This is a genomic window from Kitasatospora herbaricolor (genome assembly GCF_030813695.1).
Taxonomy (GTDB): domain Bacteria; phylum Actinomycetota; class Actinomycetes; order Streptomycetales; family Streptomycetaceae; genus Kitasatospora; species Kitasatospora herbaricolor.
Window position 1 is genome coordinate 4,979,443 of sequence record NZ_JAUSVA010000002.1, and the last position, 17,275, is coordinate 4,996,717.

At 72.8% G+C, this 17,275-nt stretch carries 14 protein-coding genes; 4 read left to right on the top strand and 10 right to left on the bottom strand.

Translation table 11 applies throughout. The features are described 5' to 3' along the window. Position 1 precedes the first annotated feature (1 nt). The 9 genes from J2S46_RS22150 to J2S46_RS22190 all read right to left on the bottom strand — a co-directional run bounded on the left by J2S46_RS22150 (position 2) and on the right by J2S46_RS22190 (position 11,932). The gene (locus J2S46_RS22150) at positions 2 to 1,801 is read right to left on the bottom strand and encodes a fatty acyl-AMP ligase (protein WP_191288342.1); all 1,800 of its coding nucleotides are present in this window, start codon (positions 1,799 to 1,801) and stop codon (positions 2 to 4) included. A gap of 174 nt (positions 1,802 to 1,975) precedes the next feature. Beyond that, positions 1,976 to 2,230 carry a DUF6059 family protein gene (locus J2S46_RS22155; protein ID WP_073925010.1) on the bottom strand — a complete coding sequence of 85 codons (255 nt, stop codon included), beginning with the start codon at positions 2,228 to 2,230 and terminating at the stop codon, positions 1,976 to 1,978. A gap of 358 nt (positions 2,231 to 2,588) precedes the next feature. Continuing rightward, positions 2,589 to 4,805: an MMPL family transporter gene (locus J2S46_RS22160; RefSeq protein ID WP_191288341.1), complete on the bottom strand. Its 2,217-nt coding sequence runs from the start codon at positions 4,803 to 4,805 to the stop codon at positions 2,589 to 2,591. Positions 4,806 to 5,200: 395 nt separating this feature from the next. Beyond that, positions 5,201 to 5,425: an acyl carrier protein gene (locus J2S46_RS22165; protein ID WP_190209031.1), complete on the bottom strand. Its 225-nt coding sequence runs from the start codon at positions 5,423 to 5,425 to the stop codon at positions 5,201 to 5,203. A gap of 92 nt (positions 5,426 to 5,517) precedes the next feature. Beyond that, on the bottom strand, positions 5,518 to 7,446 hold the full coding sequence (locus tag J2S46_RS22170; RefSeq protein ID WP_191288340.1) for an HAD-IIIC family phosphatase: 1,929 nt from the start codon (positions 7,444 to 7,446) through the stop codon (positions 5,518 to 5,520). An 86-nt stretch (positions 7,447 to 7,532) separates the two neighbouring features. After that, the gene (locus tag J2S46_RS22175; RefSeq protein ID WP_073925006.1) at positions 7,533 to 8,579 is read right to left on the bottom strand and encodes a ketoacyl-ACP synthase III family protein; all 1,047 of its coding nucleotides are present in this window, start codon (positions 8,577 to 8,579) and stop codon (positions 7,533 to 7,535) included. A gap of 145 nt (positions 8,580 to 8,724) precedes the next feature. Next, positions 8,725 to 9,954, bottom strand: a complete 1,230-nt coding sequence (locus tag J2S46_RS22180; RefSeq protein ID WP_191288674.1) for a cytochrome P450 — start codon at positions 9,952 to 9,954, stop codon at positions 8,725 to 8,727. A gap of 5 nt (positions 9,955 to 9,959) precedes the next feature. Continuing rightward, the gene (locus J2S46_RS22185) at positions 9,960 to 10,760 is read right to left on the bottom strand and encodes a thioesterase II family protein (RefSeq protein ID WP_229912175.1); all 801 of its coding nucleotides are present in this window, start codon (positions 10,758 to 10,760) and stop codon (positions 9,960 to 9,962) included. 116 nt (positions 10,761 to 10,876) lie between these two features. After that, positions 10,877 to 11,932 (bottom strand): alpha/beta fold hydrolase, encoded by a 1,056-nt coding sequence (locus J2S46_RS22190; RefSeq protein WP_370882223.1) that lies wholly within the window; start codon positions 11,930 to 11,932, stop codon positions 10,877 to 10,879. A gap of 263 nt (positions 11,933 to 12,195) precedes the next feature. Here J2S46_RS22190 and J2S46_RS22195 point away from each other — a divergent pair, with 263 nt between their 5' ends. The 4 genes from J2S46_RS22195 to J2S46_RS22210 are packed head-to-tail and all read left to right on the top strand — an operon-like array spanning position 12,196 to position 16,106. After that, the gene (locus tag J2S46_RS22195; protein ID WP_307350911.1) at positions 12,196 to 14,097 is read left to right on the top strand and encodes a 2-oxoacid:acceptor oxidoreductase subunit alpha; all 1,902 of its coding nucleotides are present in this window, start codon (positions 12,196 to 12,198) and stop codon (positions 14,095 to 14,097) included. After that, positions 14,090 to 15,175 (top strand): 2-oxoacid:ferredoxin oxidoreductase subunit beta, encoded by a 1,086-nt coding sequence (locus J2S46_RS22200; protein ID WP_307350913.1) that lies wholly within the window; start codon positions 14,090 to 14,092, stop codon positions 15,173 to 15,175. Before J2S46_RS22195 ends, J2S46_RS22200 begins: the two co-directional genes overlap by 8 nt. Beyond that, a complete protein-coding gene (gene fdxA / locus J2S46_RS22205; RefSeq protein ID WP_191292604.1) occupies positions 15,172 to 15,510 on the top strand; it encodes a ferredoxin in 339 nt (112 codons plus the stop codon). Before J2S46_RS22200 ends, fdxA begins: the two co-directional genes overlap by 4 nt. Further along, positions 15,507 to 16,106 carry a TetR/AcrR family transcriptional regulator gene (locus J2S46_RS22210; protein WP_191292603.1) on the top strand — a complete coding sequence of 200 codons (600 nt, stop codon included), beginning with the start codon at positions 15,507 to 15,509 and terminating at the stop codon, positions 16,104 to 16,106. Before fdxA ends, J2S46_RS22210 begins: the two co-directional genes overlap by 4 nt. A 90-nt stretch (positions 16,107 to 16,196) precedes the next feature. Here the strand turns inward: J2S46_RS22210 and J2S46_RS22215 are convergent, their stop codons facing one another. Further along, positions 16,197 to 16,943, bottom strand: a complete 747-nt coding sequence (locus J2S46_RS22215; RefSeq protein WP_191292602.1) for a response regulator transcription factor — start codon at positions 16,941 to 16,943, stop codon at positions 16,197 to 16,199. Between the last annotated feature and the right edge of the window lie 332 nt (positions 16,944 to 17,275).

The following is a 17,275-nucleotide window of genomic DNA, read 5'->3' on the forward strand; positions in this document are numbered from 1 at the left end:
GTCAGGCCACCGGTTCCAGCACGGGCTCGGCGGAGGCCCGGAGCAGCGCGGCGACCTCGGTGTCCAGCGAGGAGTGCAGCGCCGTGATGGCGCCGTCCAGGAACAGCTTGCGCATCAGGGTCCGCTGGATCTTGCCGGAGGTGGTCTTGCGGATGGTGCCGGGGCGCACCAGCAGCACGTTGCCCGCCGGGACGTTGAACTCCTTGCCGACCAGCTGCCGGATGCCGGCCAGCAGGGTCGGCAGGTCGGTGCTCGCCGCGGTGGCGCGCACCTCCTGGACGACCACCAGGTGCTCGCGGTCGGTGTCCACCGCGAAGACCGAGCCGGCGCCGGCGCCGAGCGCCGGGTCCATCGCCTGGACGGCGCGCTCCACGTCGTGCGGGTAGAGGTTGCGGCCGTTGATGATGACCATTTCCTTGAGCCGGCCGGTGACGTAGAGCTGGCCCTCGTCGAGCACGCCCAGGTCGCCGGTGCGCAGCCAGCCGGCGGCGTCCGGGCCCTCGGTGCCCGCGATGCCGGCGTCGAAGATCTCCTTGTTGGTCTCCGGGCGGGCCCAGTAGCCGGGGGCCACGCTGTCGCCCTTGATCCAGATCTCGCCGACGTGGCCGTCCGGCTGCTGGGTGAGCGACTGCGGCTCGACGATCCGGACGTCGAAGTCCTCGACGATGCCGCTGCTGACCAGGGTGCGGGACGCGCTGCCCTCGGCGGCGGCGAGCAGCTCGCCGCGCTCCAGCGCCACCGCGTCGGCGGTCCGTTCGACCGGGGCCTGGCCGAGCGGGGTCCCGGAGACCAGCAGGGTGGTCTCCGCCATGCCGTAGCAGGGGAAGAAGGACTCGGCGCGGAACCCGGCCGGCGCGAAGCGCTCGGCGAAGGCGCGCAGGGTCTCGGCCCGGATCGGCTCGGCGCCGTTGCAGGCGGCCACCCAGCTGGAGAGGTCCAGGGTGGCGAGCTGCTCGTCGGTGACCCGGCGCAGGCAGAGGTCGTAGGCGAAGTTGGGGCCGCCGCCGACGGTGACCTTGTACTGGTCGATCATCTGCAGCCAGCGGAACGGCCGCTTCAGGAAGGACACCGGGGACATCAGCACCGCCGAGCCGCCCAGCCAGAGCGGCTGCAGGATGTGCCCGATCAGGCCCATGTCGTGGTAGAAGGGCAGCCAACCGCCGAACCGGGACTCGGAGTCGGAGCCGACCGAGCGCTGGATGGCGGCCTCGTTGGCGAGCAGGTTGCGGTGCGAGACCATCACGCCCTTGGGGGCGCTGGTCGAGCCGGAGGTGTACTGCAGGAAGGCCAGGTGGTCGGGGCCGAAGCTCGGCCTGGTCCACGCCTCGGGGTCGCCGTAGGCCGGCTCGCCGTGCTCGTCCACGCCGTCGACGGCGAGGCAGGAGATGTGGTCGAGCCCCTCGGCGGCCAGCCAGGCCGAGATCTGCGGCTCGTTGGCGGCGTCGGTGAGCACCGCGCGCACCTCGGCGTCGTGCAGGATGCCGGCCACCCGCTGGAAGTGGTGGCCCTGGTCGCCGGGCAGCGGCGCGGGAACGGCCACCGCGCCGGCGTACAGGCAGCCGACGAACGCCTTGACGAACGCCATGCTGGACGGGAACAGCAGCAGCACCTGCTTGCCGAAGGTGCCCTTGCTCTGCAGCCAGGACGCCACCCGCTTGGCCTCGGTGTCGAGGTCGGCGTAGGTCAGGTGGTCGGCCTCGGAGCCGGTCGCGCCGTCCCGCAGGAAGATGAACGCGTCCTTGGCCCCCAGGGCGCCGGTGCGCGCGAGAACCAGTTCCGTGAAGGTCTCGAACCTCGTCAACGTCTTTCCCTCGCCTCGATCGTGGACCTGGACCCGAGGGGCCGGTCGATGGGATGAGGCCATCGTGACCGGGGGCGCTTTAGCGGCTCTTGCGCGCCGCCGGTGCGCCCCCGGGCGGGGCCGCACGGGACGGTCCGGGTACGACGGGGCGAGGCCGGGCCAGGCCGGACGGCGTCAGACCAGGCGGTCCAGGAACTCCAACTGCCGCCACAGTTCCGCCTCCTGGGCGGTCGGCGGCAGGTCGGGGACGAGCCGCTCGGGGTGCCCGGTGGGCAGCTCCGGCGGCCGCTCGCCCTCGATGATGAGCTCCAGCGCACGGGCCGGCGGCACCAGCCCGGCCATGCTCCCCGTCGCCACCAGGCCAGCCCAGATCTGATGCATCATCAGGTGGAGGAATCTGGGTACCCGCCACCACAGCCGATCGGCCATCTCGTCCTCCCGCTTGATCCATGGGTGTTCCGTACGTGCGTTGCGCCGGGCACTGCTCGCCGGGTGCTGCCCTGGTGCTGCTGGCCCCTGCCGGGCGCTGCCGGGTGCTGCCGGGAGCTTTCTCGGGTGGTACGGCCCCGGACCTCCGGCCGGTCCGTCCGCCCGTCCTGGCTGTCGGCGTCCGGACGCCGTTCCATGAGCGCCCGGCCGGGGGAACGGGGCCGGGGAACGAGGCAGGGCGTCCCGCCGGGCCGTGGTGGCCCGGCGGGACGCCGCCCCGGGGAGCCCCGGTCCGCGTACTGCTCGGTTGTCCGGCCCCGGTCGTCGCCGACCGGGCCCGGCGGTGCCCTGCCTCGGGTCAGGCGGTGGTGACCAGCTTCGGTGCCGCCGTCCGGGCACCGGCCGGGGCCGGCTCCTCCTCGTCGCCGGCGCCGCCCTCGTCCACGCCGAACCGCTCGTGCAGCCGCTTCAGCGGGCCCGGGGCCCACCAGGCGGCCTTGCCGAGCATGGCCATCACGGCCGGGACGAGCAGGGTGCGCACCACGGCCGCGTCGATCAGCACCGCGAAGGCGGCGCCCAGGCCGAGCTCCTTGATGAAGGCCAGCCGGGACAGGCCGAGCGCGCCGATCGCGACGAAGAACAGCAGGGCGGCCGAGGTGACGATGCCGCCGGTGCGGGAGATGCCGACCGCGACGGCCGAGCGCTCGTCCAGGCCGGTGCCGCGGGCCTCCTTGATCCGGCCCAGCAGGAAGACGTTGTAGTCGGTGGAGAGCCCGAAGGCGAGCGCGAACAGCACCACCGGCGAGGTCTCCTCCAGCGCGCCGGTGGCGGTGAAGTCCAGCAGGCCGGACAGGTGGCCCTGCTGGAAGACCCAGACCAGCATGCCGAACGCGGCGGCGACCGACAGCGCGTTCATCAGCAGGCCCTGGAAGGCCAGCCAGACCGAGCCGGTGAACAGGAAGAGCAGCAGGACGGTCAGCCCGGCCAGCACCAGGCCGGCGGGCAGCAGGTGGTCGCCGATGCTGGCGCGCTGGGCCAGGAAGTCGGCGCTGGCGCCGGTGAACCGGGCCTGGAACGGCGCCGCGGTGCGCTGCACCTGCTGGACGGTGTCCAGGGCCGCGGCCTGCAGCGGCTCGCCCGCCACCGAGGCGTCGATCTGCCAGTGGCCGGCGTCCAGCTGGACGGGGGCGGCGACGCGCTGCACGCCCGGCACCCGGCCGACCCGGGTGCCGTACTCGTCGAGCGCGGCGCTCGCGTCGGCCGGGGCGTCCAGCACGATCCGCACCGAGGCGGGCTGCTGGGCGTACTCGGTGCCGAGCTCCTCGGCGACCTGCCCGGCGGAGACCGAGCGCGGCAGCACCGACTGGTCGACGCCGGTGAACTTGATGCCGGTCACCGGGGCCGCGATGCCGAGCAGGACGACCACACCGGTCACCGCGTACAGCAGCGGGCGGCGCATCACGCCGTGCGCGAGGCGCTCCCAGCGGCGGACCACCCGGGCCGCGCCCTCGGCGCGGCCGCGGCGGAAGGACAGCGCGTCGATCTTCGGGCCGAGCACGGCGAGCACCGCGGGCAGCACGACCAGCGCGAAGAAGGCGGCCGACAGCACCGTGAGGATGCCCGAGCTGCCGAGCGAACGCAGGTACGGCAGCGGGAAGATGAGCAGCGCGGAGAGCGCCACGGCGACGGTGAAGGCGCTGAACGCGACGGTCCGCCCGGCGGTCAGCACCGTGCGGCGGACGGCCCGGGCGGTGCCCTCGACCCCGGCCTCGACGCCGGCCGCGTACTCCTCGCGGAAGCGGGAGACCATCAGCAGGCTGAAGTCGATGCAGAGCCCGAGCCCGAGTGCGAAGATCAGGTTCATCGCGCTGGTGGAGACGTTGGTGAACAGCGTGAGCACCCGGGTGCCGAGCATCGCCAGCATCATCGCGAAGACCCCGCCGAGCAGCGGGATCAGGCCGGCGACCAGGCCGCGGAAGACGATCACCAGCAGGACCAGCAGGATCGGCAGCGAGAGCGTCTCGGCCATCCCCAGGTCCTTCTCGGACACCTCGCCGACCTGGACGTGGCCGACGGTCGCGCCGCCGAGCAGCGTGCGGTCCTTCAGCAGCGGGTCGGCGGCGACGTCGTGCTCCAGCGCCTTCACGGCGTCGACGTCGGAGGGCGAGCTGAGGGTGCCCAGGTCGGCCAGCACGACGGTGCTGCGGCCGTCCTCGGCGATCAGCGCCGGCAGGTGGGCGCCGGAGTAGTCCAGCACCCGCTTGACCTCGGGCCGGCCCTTCAGCAGGCCGACCGCGGCGGCGACCTCCGGCGGGACGGGCGAGTCGGCGGTCAGCGGGACGTCGGTGCGGACCAGCAGGACGTAGCCCTGCTGCGGGTCGATCCCGGTGGCCTGCTGGATCACCTTGCGGGCGGTGACGTTGCCGCCTCCGGGGTCGTCGTAGTCGGAGGCCCCGTTGGTCAGGTGCTGCTGGAGCGAGGAACCGATGGCTCCCGCGACGACCAGCAGTACCAGCGATGCCAGCAGGACCAGCCGCCGCCTCTGGTGGAGGAGGGATGCGAGTGCTTTGAACATGGCCTCAGCGCTTTCGTCGGTGGGTCTGGTGGTTCGGCGGTGGTGCGGCAGGCCGGCCGCGACGCTGCGGTGCGGGCTGCTGGGCTCCGGGGAGGGGCCGGGCTCCGGGTGCCGGGTCGCGGGGGTGGCGGTCCGGCGGAGGGTGGTTGGAACGGGTCCTGCGATGCGGGGGAAGGTGGGGCTTCCCGGTGGGCGGTTGATGTTCGGTACATGACATCCGGGGGGAATCTCGGCCCGCAACGGCAGCCGGTCGACCGGCCCGGGGTGGCGGGGCCGGCCGACGATGGCCGGGCCCGGCCCGCTCCCCGGGAACGGGGAGCGGGGAGCGTCGGCGCGGCGGGGACGTACGGGCCCGGGTGCGCGGCGAGGGGGAGCGCCGCACACCCGGGCCGGTCTCAGGCGGCCAGCAGCGTGTAGATGCCGCGCAGGCTGCGCTCGGAGAGCAGCTTGCCGACCGACACCCGCTTCCCGGTCTCCTTCTCCACCGCGGCGATCAGGCGCAGCAGGTGCAGGGAGTCCCAGGAGACGACCTTGTCGAAGTCGTTCTCAAGGTCGGTCTCGGCCAGCGGGAGGGCGAGCTCGTCACGGACGATCTGGATGAAGGCGGTCTCGGTGATCATGCCTACGGCCTCTTTCGGGTGTCGGGGTTTCGCGTCGCGGTGGGGCGCCGGCCGCGGGGCCCGCCCGGGAGGTCCGGGCCCCGCGGGGCGGTTCAGAAGTCGGTGTCGAGCCGGAGGTGGGACGGGACGGCCGGCAGCTCGGCCAGCGGGTGCGAGAAGGAGAGCTCCTCCTCGTCGCCGCCGTTCGGCTCGAAGCCCAGCGAGGGCCAGAAGTCCCGGACCCGGTGGTTCTTCTTGGTCGGGCGGTACGCGGCCGTCACCGGCCCCAGGCCCTGGGCGACGGCGTACGCCAGCACCGAGGTCACCGTCGCCTGCTCGATGCCGCGGGAGAACACCCGGCAGCTCAGCAGCAGGTTGTCGATGTGCAGGCCCTGCGGGGTGCGGTGGGCGAACAGGGCGCCGACCACACCGTTGTCGCCGAACCGGTCGCCCGAGCGGACGGAGAGCACCAGGTGGTCCGGGTCCTCGATCCGCTCCCGGACCTCGGCCGGCTGCAGCCGCTCCGTGGTCAGGTTGAACTGGTTCGTCCGCAGGGTCAGTTGGGCGACCCGGGCGAGATCGGCCTCGCCCACGGCGGCCACCTTCACCTGGACGCCCAGCTGCTCCAGGTACTCCTCCAGCGACCCGCTGCTGTCCAGCAGGTCCTGCCGGTCGGACTCGACCCGGTACAGCGCGGCCCGGGCGCGGTCCTCCGCGGTCAGCTCGCGGACGTCGAACCAGCCGTCGGCGAGCAGCCGCTCGACGTGCAGGGCCGGCTCCTCGTCGAGGCGGACCACCGCGACCTCGGGCAGGCTGGACGCCACCAGGCCGGTCTCGAAGGGCGAGTCGTCGGCGAACACGAAGCTGTCCACCCCGAGGTTGAGCTTCGCCGCGATGTCCCGCAGGTTGCCGTCCTTGGGGTTCCAGTTGGCGTTCACCCGGACGAAGTCGGTGTCGCGAAGCACCATGTCCGGGTGGGTGCGCAGGACTTCGAGCACCGGCTCCTGGTCGTTCTTGCTGCTCACGGCGAGCAGCACGCCCTGGGAGCCGATCTGCTTCGCGATCTTCTGGAAGTTCCCGAAGGCCTCGCCGCGGAAGGTGGTCGCGGCGGCGATGCCGTCCGCGCCGTCGTCGCCGAGGACCCCGTCCCAGAGGGTGTTGTCCAGGTCCAGCACCAGGACCTTCTTGGCCCGCCCACGCAGGGTGCGGGCCAGGTGGCCGATCTCCCGGGCGTACCGGCCCAGCAGCTCGTCCCCCAGGTTGGCCTTGGCGTAGGACGCCATCCGGGGCTCGTTGAGCGCCCCGCCGAGGGCCACCAGCGGGTCCAGGTCGATCACCACGACCCGCTCGTGGACGGCGGCCAGCCGGAGCAGGCCGGCGTTGAACTCGCGCCAGGCGACGCCGAGCGCGGCCCGCGAGCGGAGGTCCACCAGCTGGTGGGTGTGCAGCCGGTGCAGCGGCAGGGTGTTCAGCACCAGGGTGCCGGTGCCGTGCTCGACGTACCGCTCGACCAGCTTGGCGAGCTGGGCGAGCTTGGTGCCGGCCGCCTTCTCCAGGTCCTCCACCCGCCAGACGACGGGCAGTTCGTCGAAGACCGCCTGCGCGTCCAGGACGACCAGCGCCAGGTCCAGCCCGGGGGCGTAGAGCTGGCTGCCGGTGTCCTGCAGCTCGCGCAGGTAGCCGTCGAAGTCGCCGAGGGCGAGCCGGAGCAGGATGCCGTGCCGGGCCAGTTCGGCGGTCAGCGGCGCGGCGAGCGCGCCGACGGTGGAGTGGCCGGCCACCGCCACCGACACGGTGAGCGTCCCGGGGTTGGCGGCGGCGACCTCCTCGGGGTCGAGCCGGGAGAGCAGCTGCCCGGCCCGGACGAGGTCGGCGGCGCCCTTGTCGCCGTGCGCGAGCTCCGCGAGCAGCGGCGCGACGGACGGGTACTCGGTGACGAGCCGGCCCTCGGACTGCAGGGCGCGCAGCCGGTCCAGCGGGGCGGCCGGCCCCGACGGGTCTGCCGCGCTCGTGGGGCGCGGGGTGTTCACGACCGTGGACATGCTTCTTCTCTCCTCGGGGGTCCGTTCACCGGTCCGGCCGGGCGGGCGCGGGTGGGGTGCTGCGCGGTGCGCGAGGGCGCGGTGGGTCAGGAGGCGGTGTTCCAGGAGGGGGTTTCGAGGATCTCGATGATGAAGGCCGTCCACATGAAGCCGGTGCCGACGCCGATGGTCAGGACCTTGTCGCCGGGGCTCAGCGGCCGGGTCTCCACCAGGTGGTTCAGGTTGACCAGGTGGTCGGCGGCGCCCATGTGGCCGTAGTCGCGGCCCCAGTCGTAGACGGTCTGCGAGACGTCGACGCCCAGCGGGTGGTAGAAGCCCCAGTCGACGATGGTCTGGCCGGTGTTGGCGTGGATCAGGTACTTGATCTGGCTGATGTCCGTGCCGGCGTCCTCGAAGACCTGGCCGACCACCGCGAACAGGCTCTTGGTCATCCGCTCGACGGTCTCCTCGTAGAGGTTCTCGCCGGTCTGCAGGTAGGCGCGCTTGCGGGCGCGCAGGGAGACGGTCTTGCCCTCGGCGAACGGGCCGGTGGTCCAGGCGCCGCCGCGGTAGATCGGCTCCAGGGTGGAGTCCGAGAAGGAGGCGCTGGCCACCACCTTGGCGAAGCCGGTCCGGCTGGAGAGGATCAGCGCGCCGGCGCCGTCACCGAAGACCTGCTGGTCGTCGGTGTTCCAGCGGTCGAAGTACGGCAGGTGGAAGGAGTCACCGGCGCTGACCAGCGCGGCGGTGTCGGTACGGGCCGCCACCCAGGAGGCCGCGAGCTCGAAGGCGGCCAGGCCGCTGTTGGAGCCCTGGCGGATCTCGGCGGTGGCGCCGTTGCCGCCGACCGAGTTGTTCTGGACGTAGGACGCCGGGGTCCAGAACTCCTGCCCCTGGTGGCTGTTGTGGCCGTGGACGACCAGGCCGATCTCCTCGGTGGTGTGGCCCGAGCGCTCGAAGGCCTGCCGGGCGGCGGCCGAGGCCATCTCCACCGGGCTCTCGTCCTCCAGGCGGGCGACGTGCACGCCGCGGATGCCGTTGGCGAGGTGCTCGTCCAGGGTGTAGCGGCCGGCCTCGATCGCCTGCTCGGCGGTCTCGACGGCCTCGGGCAGGTAGGCACCAAGGCCCGCCAGGTACAGATTGTCCCAGCGCATCTTCAACTCCCCTGATGAGAAACGTTTTTGACTTCCCTGCCGAGGTTTCCAGCCGGCGCTAAAGGCCTTCTTGTGCTGGCCGCCGGACGCGTCCCGGTCCGGGGACGGCCACCGGGCGGCCGGCCCGCGCCCGCCGTCGCCGCCATCACCAGGTCACCGGCAGCGCGCTGACGCCGTGCACCAGCAGCCCGGCGGCCCGGGGGATCTCGGCGAGCGGCACGGTCAGCCGCAGCCCCGGGAACCGCCGCAGCAGCGATCCCAGCGCGATCTGGAGCTCGGCCCGGGCCAGCGAGCCGCCCAGGCAGTAGTGGGCGCCGTGCCCGAAGGTCAGGTGCGGGTTGGCCGGGCGCTGCGGGTCGAGCTGCTCCGGCCGCGGGAACGGGCAGCCGTCCCGGTTGGCCGACCCGATGCCCGGCAGCACCGCGCTGCCGGCCGGGATCCGGGTGCCGTCCAGCTCGACGTCCTCCAGGGCGATCCGGAGCAGGCCCTCGTCGCCCGGCGGGTAGAGCCGCAGCAGCTCCTCGACCGTCCGGTTCAGCACCTCCGGCCCCTGGGCGGCCCAGTCCTTCCCGCGCGGGTGGGTGAGCAGCGCCAGCAGGCCGTTCGCGATCTGCTTGGCGGTCGTCTCGTGGCCGTTGACCAGCAGGCTCACCCCGAGGAAGAGCAGCTCCTCCTCCGACAGCCGGCCGTCCTCGGCGTCGCCGACGGCGACCAGGGCCGACAGCAGGTCGTCGCCCGGCCGCTCCCGCTTGGCCGCCACCAGCTCCACCAGGTAGCCGCGCAGCCCGGCCTGGGCGGCCAGCATCTCCTCGGCCGAGCCGGCGCCGGTGGACAGCCAGCCGCTGGAGAACGCGGCGAAGCGGTCCTGGTCGGAGCTGGGCACGCCGAGCAGGTCGCAGATCACCAGGACGGGCAGCCGCAGGGTGAACTCCGGCACCAGGTCCACCGGCGGGTTGCGGGTGTCCAGCCGGTCCAGCAGCGCGTCGGTGTGCTGCTGGATCAGCGGGCGCAGCGCCTCCACCCGGCGGGCTGTGAACTCCCGGGAGACGATCCGGCGGACCCTGGTGTGCTCCGGCGGGTCCATGTTGAGCAGGCTGGGGAAGGTCTGCGGCGCCGGCCCCACCCGGGGCGCGCCCGGCCTGGTGGTCGCGGCCCGGCTGAACCGCGGGTCCGAGAGCACCGTCCTGGCGGCCTCGTAGGAGGCGGCCAGGTAGGCCCGGTCGCCGCTCGGCAGCCGGACCGGCGCGACCGGGCACCCGGCGCGCATCCGGGCGTACTCGGGGGCCGGATCCAGCGGCCCGGGGCGGTGGAAGGGCAGCGCGGGCGGCTCCTCGGGCTCCGGTCCGGGCGCGGTGACGGTGTCCACGGGCAGCATGTCGGTCACGAGGAGACGCCTTCCAGCAGTCGCGGCGGCCGGGATTCGGACGCCGCCCCCGTCGTCCCGTGGCGGTGCAGCAGCTGCGCCACCCGGGCGAGGAACTCGGTGTCGCAGTCCCGGATGAAGAAGTGGCCACCGGCGAAGGTGTCCATCTCGAACGGGCCGGTGGTGTGCTGCTCCCAGAGCCGGATCGCCTCCGGCGCCACCAGCCGGTCCTCGGAGCCCGCGAAGACGTACAGCGGCACCGGCAGCGGGGCGATCGCCCGGCTCAACGGGCCGGCGCAGAGCAGCAGGTCGTCGCGGGCGACCGGCAGCAGCGCGGAGAGCCACTCGGGGTGCTCCAGCAGTCGCTGCGGGATGCCGCCGAGCGCGGCCAGCACCGCGGCCAGCTCCTCGTCGGAGGCGTTGCGGTCGGCGATCCGCGGGGCCGGCAGGTGCCGGGCCCGGTAGCCGCTGAGCAGCAGCGCCTCGGGCAGCCGCCGGCCCCGGGCGTGCCGGCGCTCGGCGAGCGAGAAGGCGATCAGCGCGCCCATGCTGTGGCCGAAGAAGACGTGCGGGTGGTCCAGTTCGGGGCCGAGCTGCTCGTCCAGCTCCGTCACGAGGGCGTCCAGGTCGGTGAACCGCGGCTCCGCGAGCCGGTCCTCCCGGCCGGGCAGCCGCACCGGGACGACCTGCACCTGCGGCCCGAGCCTGCGCTGCCAGCCGACGTAGGAGGATGCGCCGCCGCCCGCGAAGGGGAAGCAGAACATCCGCAGGGCGCCCGTGGGCAGGTCGATGTGCCGGTCCGACAGATAGCGCGTCATTGGTGCTCCCCCTTTAACCCGGGGCCGGGGCCCCTGTGCTGTGGTTGCTTCCTGTCGCTGTGGTTCGTCCGCGCGTGCGGGGCCGCCGGCGCGGTCGCGGGCCGGCGGCCGGTGGTTCAGGCGGCGGCCGGGGGCGCCGGCAGCCGGGTACCGCCGACCGGGGCCGGTGTCGGGGCCGGAGTCGGGGCCGGGCGCGCGCCGGTCACCCGGGCGTGCGGGCGGCGGGTGCGCAGCATCTGGCGCCATTCCTCCGCGCTGAAGTGCGCCGGCTCGGTGGAGGCGATGAAGTCGTGCAGCACCGACACGAACCGCTGCGGGTCGGTGCGGAACGGGAAGTGCCCGGCGTTCTCGAAGAGTTCGAGCCGGCTGCCGGGCATCGAGACGTGCGCCATCCCGCCGTGTATGGCCGGCACCACCTGGTCCCGCTCGCCCCAGACGAGCATGCTCGGCATGCCCTGGGCGAGGTAGCAGCGGTCCATCAGCGTCCCGACCTGGCCGCGCCAGTCGACCACCGCCCGCAGGGTGCGGATGAAGGCGCTGCGGGCCTGTGCGTCGGGCAGCGCGTCCACCACCCGCAGCAGGTCGGGGGCGTCCAGGCCGAGCCCGGTGTCCAGCGTCTGCATGACCTTCACGAAGGCCCCGAGTTGCCACCGCATGGTGGGCAGCCTCAGCGCCGCCAGGGCCAGTTCGGCGCCCGGCAGGGAGGCGGCCCGGAGCACCGGGGTGACCTGCCGGCCGACCCCGCCGCTGCTCACCAGCACCAGCCGCTCGGTCCGCTCCGGGAACTGGTACGCGAACTGCATCGCGACCCCGCCGCCGAGCGAGTGCCCGACCAGGGTGACCCGCTCGACGCCGAGCACCGACAGCAGGTCGCGCATCCCGTTGGCGTAGCCGCCGACCGAGTAGTCCGCGCGCGGCTTGTCCGAGGCGCCGTGGCCGAGCAGGTCCGGCACGATCACCCGGTAGCGCTGGGCGAGGCCCGGGACGATGTCGTTCCAGGTCTCGGAGGAGTCGCCGATGCCGTGGATCAGCAGGACGGCCGGCCCCTTGCCCGCCATCCGGAACGCCCGCCGGTAGCCGTGGATGGTGCGGTAGCGCAGCCGGGCGGCCTGGCCCGTCCCCGGCCCCGTGCGGGTGGCCGTCGTCGTGCCGGCCGTGATCCTGGTTGCCACGTCGCCTCCGTTCCTGGCCCCCGGTCGGAGCCTCCTGCGGCCGGCCGGTCGGCTGGGTTGCCGGGCGCCGCCGGCCCAGGGTGTTGCCGCAGGCTTGCGGCCCCCTAAAGCACCGGGGGCCGCGGCGCCGGGCTTTAGCGCGCGCTCAGTGCCGCACAAGTGGCCGACAGGGGTACGGCTGTTTACTCCGTGCTTGGGTCGGAAGAAGCACGCGACCGGGACGTGACGACCGGAAGTGCCGAGCGGAGAGCGGGTCTTCGAGCATGACGACAGAGGCGGTAGGGGCCGTTGCGCCCGCGAAGTCGGTAAAGCGGCTGGACCGGGTGGTCATCCGCTTTGCGGGTGACTCGGGTGACGGGATGCAGCTGACGGGTGACCGGTTCACGTCGGAGACGGCGTCGTTCGGTAATGATCTGTCGACGTTGCCGAATTTTCCGGCGGAGATTCGGGCGCCTGCGGGGACGTTGCCGGGTGTGTCGAGTTTTCAGTTGCATTTTGCGGATCATGACATTTTGACGCCGGGTGATGCGCCGGATGTGTTGGTGGCGATGAATCCGGCGGCGTTGAAGGCGAATCTGGGGGATCTGCCGCGGGGTGCTGAGGTGATCGTGAACACGGACGAGTTCACGAAGCGGGCGTTGGCGAAGGTGGGGTGGGTGGTCGATCCGTTGGGGGACGGGTCGTTGGAGGCGTATCACCTGCATCGGGTGCCGTTGACGACGTTGACGTTGGAGGCGTTGAGGGACAGCGGTCTGGCGCGTAAGGATGCGGAGCGGGCGAAGAACATGTTCGCTCTGGGGTTGTTGTCGTGGATGTATCACCGGCCGACGGAGGGGACGGAGGCGTTTTTGCGGTCGAAGTTCGCGAAGCGTCCTGCGGTGGCCGAGGCGAATGTGGTGGCGTTCCGGGCGGGGTGGAATTTCGGGGAGACGACGGAGGATTTCGCGGTTTCGTACGAGATCGCGCCGGCGGCGTTGCCGGTGGGGCGGTACCGGAACATTTCGGGGAATCTGGCGTTGTCGTACGGGTTGGTGGCGGCGGGGGTGCGGTCGGGGTTGCCGTTGTTCCTGGGGTCGTATCCGATCACGCCGGCGTCGGACATTTTGCATGAGTTGTCGCGGCACAAGGGTTTCGGTGTGCGGACGTTTCAGGCGGAGGACGAGATCGCGGGGGTGGGGGCGGCGTTGGGGGCGTCGTTCGGTGGGGCGTTGGGGGTGACGACGACGTCGGGTCCGGGGGTGGCGTTGAAGTCGGAGGCGATCGGGTTGGCGGTGTCGTTGGAGTTGCCGTTGGTGGTGGTGGACATTCAGCGTGGTGGTCCGTCGACGGGGTTGCCGACCAAGACGGAGCAGGCGGATCTGTTGCAGGCGATGTTCGGTCGTAACGGTGAGGCGCCGGTGCCGGTGGTGGCGCCGGCGACGCCGGCGGAGTGTTTCGACGCGGCGTTGGAGGCGGTGCGGATCGCGGTGCGGTACCGGACGCCGGTGTTCCTGTTGTCGGACGGGTATCTGGCGAACGGGTCGGAGCCGTGGCGGATTCCGGTGGTGGAGGAGTTGCCGGTGATCGATCCGGGGTTCGCGTCGGGGCCCAATCATGTGCTGGAGGACGGGTCGGAGGTGTTCTGGCCGTACAAGCGGGATCCGTTGACGTTGGCGCGGCCGTGGGCGGTGCCGGGGACGGCGGGGTTGGAGCACCGGATCGGTGGGATCGAGAAGCAGGACGGGTCGGGGAGCATTTCCTACGATCCGGCGAATCACGATCTGATGGTGCGTACCCGGCAGGCGAAGGTCGACGGGATCGAGGTGGCGCCGTTGGTGGTGGACGATCCCGGTGGGGATGCGCGGGTGCTGGTGCTGGGGTGGGGTTCGACGTACGGGCCGATCGCGGCGGCGGTGCGGCGGGTGCGGGCGGACGGGGGCCGGGTGGCGCAGGCGCACCTGCGCAACCTCAATCCCTTCCCGGCCAACCTCGGGGCCGTCCTGAAGGGCTACGACCGGGTGATCGTCCCCGAGATGAACCTCGGCCAGCTCGCCCTCCTGCTCCGCGCCAAGTACCTCGTCGACGTACAGCCCTTCACGCAGGTCAACGGGATGCCCTTCAAGGCCGAGCAACTCGCCCAGGCCGTTCAGGCCGCCCTCCCGGACGGAGAACCCCGCGATGTCTGAGCGCTTCCAGTCGCTGAAGCTCGTCCCGCTCGCCGAAGGCCCCTTGAGCACCAAGGACTTCAAGACGGATCAGGAGGTGCGGTGGTGCCCGGGGTGCGGGGACTACGCGATCCTGGCGGCGGTGCAGGCGTTCATGCCGGAGCTCGGGATCCGGCGGGAGAACACGGTGTTCGTGTCGGGGATCGGCTGTTCCTCGCGGTTCCCGTACTACATGAACACCTACGGGATGCATTCGATCCACGGCCGGGCACCGGCGATCGCGACGGGGCTGGCGACCTCCCGTCAGGACCTGTCGGTGTGGGTGGTGACCGGTGACGGCGACGCCCTGTCGATCGGCGGCAACCACCTGATCCACGCGCTGCGGCGCAACGTGAACCTGAAGATCCTGCTGTTCAACAACCGGATCTACGGGCTGACGAAGGGCCAGTACTCGCCGACCAGCGAGATCGGGAAGATCACCAAGTCGACGCCGATGGGCTCGCTGGACGCGCCCTTCAACCCGCTGTCGCTGGCGATCGGCGCCGAGGCGACCTTCGTGGCCCGCACCATCGACTCCGACCGCCAGCACCTCACCTCGGTGCTGCGGGCGGCCGCCGAGCACGAGGGCACCGCGCTGGTGGAGATCTACCAGAACTGCAACATCTTCAACGACGGCGCCTTCGAGGTCCTGAAGGAGCCGGGCAGCCGTGACGAGGCGCTGATCCGCCTGGAGCACGGACAGCCGGTGCGCTTCGGCGCCGACCGGGGCCAGGGCGTCTTCCGCGACCCGGCCTCGGGCGAGCTGCGGGTGGCGCCGGTGACGGCGGACAACGAGGCCTCCGTGCTGGTCCACGACGCCCACGCGCCCGGCCCCTCGACGGCCTTCGCCCTGTCCCGCATCGCCGACGCCGACACCCTCCACCACACCCCCGTCGGGGTCCTGCGCAGCGTCCGGCGGCCGGTCTACGACGTGCTGATGGCCGAACAACTGGCCACCGCCACCGCCGAGCAGGGCCCCGGCGACCTGGCCACCCTCCTCGCCGGCACCGACACCTGGACCATGGCCGACCGGCCCACCACCGAACGGAGCGACTCATGACCTACGTCATCGCCGGAGGCTGCGTCGACGTCAAGGACAAGGCCTGTCTCGACGAGTGCCCGGTGGACTGCATCTACGAGGGCCCGCGCTCCCAGTACATCCACCCCGACGAGTGCGTGGACTGCGGTGCCTGCGAACCGGTCTGCCCGGTCGAGGCGATCTACTTCGAATCCGAACTGCCGGACCGCTGGAGCGACTTCGCCCGGGCCAACGCGGAGGTATTTATCCCGCTGGGCTCGCCCGGCGGGGCCTCCGGGCTCCCCGTGCTGGCGGCCGACCACCCGCTGGTGGCCGCCCTGCCGGCGGGTGGGCCGGTGGCCGAGGGCGCGCGGTGACCGGGCGGGCGGCGCTCACCCCGGCCCGCGTGGTCGCGACGGCGCTGCTGGTCGTCGACGGCGGCGGGCCGGCCGCCCTCACCCTCACCGCGGTGGCCGGCCGGGCGGGGGTGGCCGTCCCCTCGCTCTACAAGCACGTGCCCGGCGGCCTGCCCGACCTGCGGGCCCTGGTCCGGCGCCAGGTCCGGGCCGAACTCACCGCGGTCCTGCGGCGGTCGGTGCGCGGGCTCGGCGGCGACGACGCGGTCGCGGCCCTGCTGGGTTCGTACCGGGCGTACGCCCTGGGCCACCCGCACCGCTACGCGGTGCTCACCGCGGCCGAGGAGGCCGTGGACCGGGCGGCGCCGGCGGAGGGCGAGCCCGACGTGTTCGCCGCCGCCCTGGCCGGGCACGGCCTGGCCGGCGAGGAACTGCTGCACGCGGCCCGCTGCCTGCGGGCGGTCGCCCACGGGTTCGCCTCGCTGGAGACCACCGGGGGCTTCGGCCCGGCCGTGGACGCCGGTGCCACCCATGCCCGGCTGACCACGCTGCTCTCCTGGGGCCTGCGGCCGAGCCAGGCCTTCCTCACCGGGAGCCGGGCCTGGGTGGCGGCCTGAGCCGGCGGTCCGGGCCCGGTCCAGCGCGACAGCGGCCCCGGGCACGACGAGAGGGGCCCGGTCCGCCCGGACCGGGCCCCTCCGTGCGGTTCAGCGCGCGCCGACCTGGCTCATCCGCGGCCACGGGTCGGTCCGGCGGGCCCAGCCGTGCAGTTCGCGGCGGGAGGAGACCTCCAGTTTCTGCATGACGGTGCTCACGTAGTTCTTCACGGTCTGCCGGGCCAGGTGCAGGTGGGTGGCGATCTCGTCGTTGGAGTAGCGGCGGAGCAGCAGCTCCAGGACCTCGCGTTCGCGGACGGTCATGGACTCCGTCAGCATGTCCCGGCCCGGCTGCGCGTCGCCCGCCGGCCAGGCCGGGTGCGCGGCGGCGCCGAGGCCGTCCAGCGCGTTCTGGTCCGAGGTGATCCAGGTCGGCCGGCCGGTCGCGAGCCGGCGCACCGCCTCGACCAGGGTCTCCGGTTCGACGGAGCGGTGGACGAAGCTGTCGGCGGCGCCCTCCAGGCATTCGAAGACGACGTCCGGGTCGTTGTGCTCGGAGTAGACGAGCACCATCGGCGGCCGCCGGGAGTCCTTGAGGTGGCGGCCGAGCCGCAGGCCGTCCCGCGGCTTGCGCAGGTCGCAGTCGGTGATCACGATGTCGGCGCGGGTCTCGCGGTGGTCCAGCCAGGCGGCCTCGGCGCTCCTCGCCGTGGTCACCGTGCCGACCGCGCCCGACTCCCGCAGCAGGGCCGAGAGCGCGGTGCGCGCCAGCGGCCAGTGGTCGACGACGAGAGCCCGTGGGTGCGCCGTCCATTCCTGCGGGTCCCAAGGCACCGACGTGCCCCCGTTCTCCTCCATGCCTCTCACCATCCTTCCCCGTGACCGGTGGTCCGACCCGATCCCCCCTGATGACATGCCGATTGTCAGGACCGGGCGAGCGGCCGGTCAACGCGGGCCGGACTTGTTTCGCAAGTGCGGGAGAGCAGCCAGGCCAGCGGCGATCCGGGAGGTGACAAAGTACGAGGACGATCATTGCGCCCGTTCCGGGCCCCGCGCAGACTGTCCGTGTCGGCACGGCTGCCGCGGCCGCGCACCCGGTGCGCGCCCGGCGATTCGCCGGGGTCCGCGAGACCTGGACATCTCGCGTGCCGCGTAAAGATATTGAGGATCCGTCAGGTACGTTCGGGCGG

Bases quoted from the DNA above. Each gene is read 5' to 3' on its own strand.
- J2S46_RS22155 (WP_073925010.1), bottom strand. From the start codon at position 2,230: ATGGCCGATCGGCTGTGGTGGCGGGTACCCAGATTCCTCCACCTGATG.
- J2S46_RS22160 (WP_191288341.1), bottom strand. From the start codon at position 4,805: ATGTTCAAAGCACTCGCATCCCTCCTCCACCAGAGGCGGCGGCTGGTC.
- J2S46_RS22165 (WP_190209031.1), bottom strand. From the start codon at position 5,425: ATGATCACCGAGACCGCCTTCATCCAGATCGTCCGTGACGAGCTCGCC.
- J2S46_RS22170 (WP_191288340.1), bottom strand. From the start codon at position 7,446: ATGTCCACGGTCGTGAACACCCCGCGCCCCACGAGCGCGGCAGACCCG.
- J2S46_RS22175 (WP_073925006.1), bottom strand. From the start codon at position 8,579: ATGCGCTGGGACAATCTGTACCTGGCGGGCCTTGGTGCCTACCTGCCC.
- J2S46_RS22180 (WP_191288674.1), bottom strand. From the start codon at position 9,954: ATGCTGCCCGTGGACACCGTCACCGCGCCCGGACCGGAGCCCGAGGAG.
- J2S46_RS22185 (WP_229912175.1), bottom strand. From the start codon at position 10,760: ATGACGCGCTATCTGTCGGACCGGCACATCGACCTGCCCACGGGCGCC.
- J2S46_RS22195 (WP_307350911.1), top strand. From the start codon at position 12,196: ATGACGACAGAGGCGGTAGGGGCCGTTGCGCCCGCGAAGTCGGTAAAG.
- J2S46_RS22200 (WP_307350913.1), top strand. From the start codon at position 14,090: ATGTCTGAGCGCTTCCAGTCGCTGAAGCTCGTCCCGCTCGCCGAAGGC.
- fdxA (WP_191292604.1), top strand. From the start codon at position 15,172: ATGACCTACGTCATCGCCGGAGGCTGCGTCGACGTCAAGGACAAGGCC.
- J2S46_RS22215 (WP_191292602.1), bottom strand. From the start codon at position 16,943: ATGGAGGAGAACGGGGGCACGTCGGTGCCTTGGGACCCGCAGGAATGG.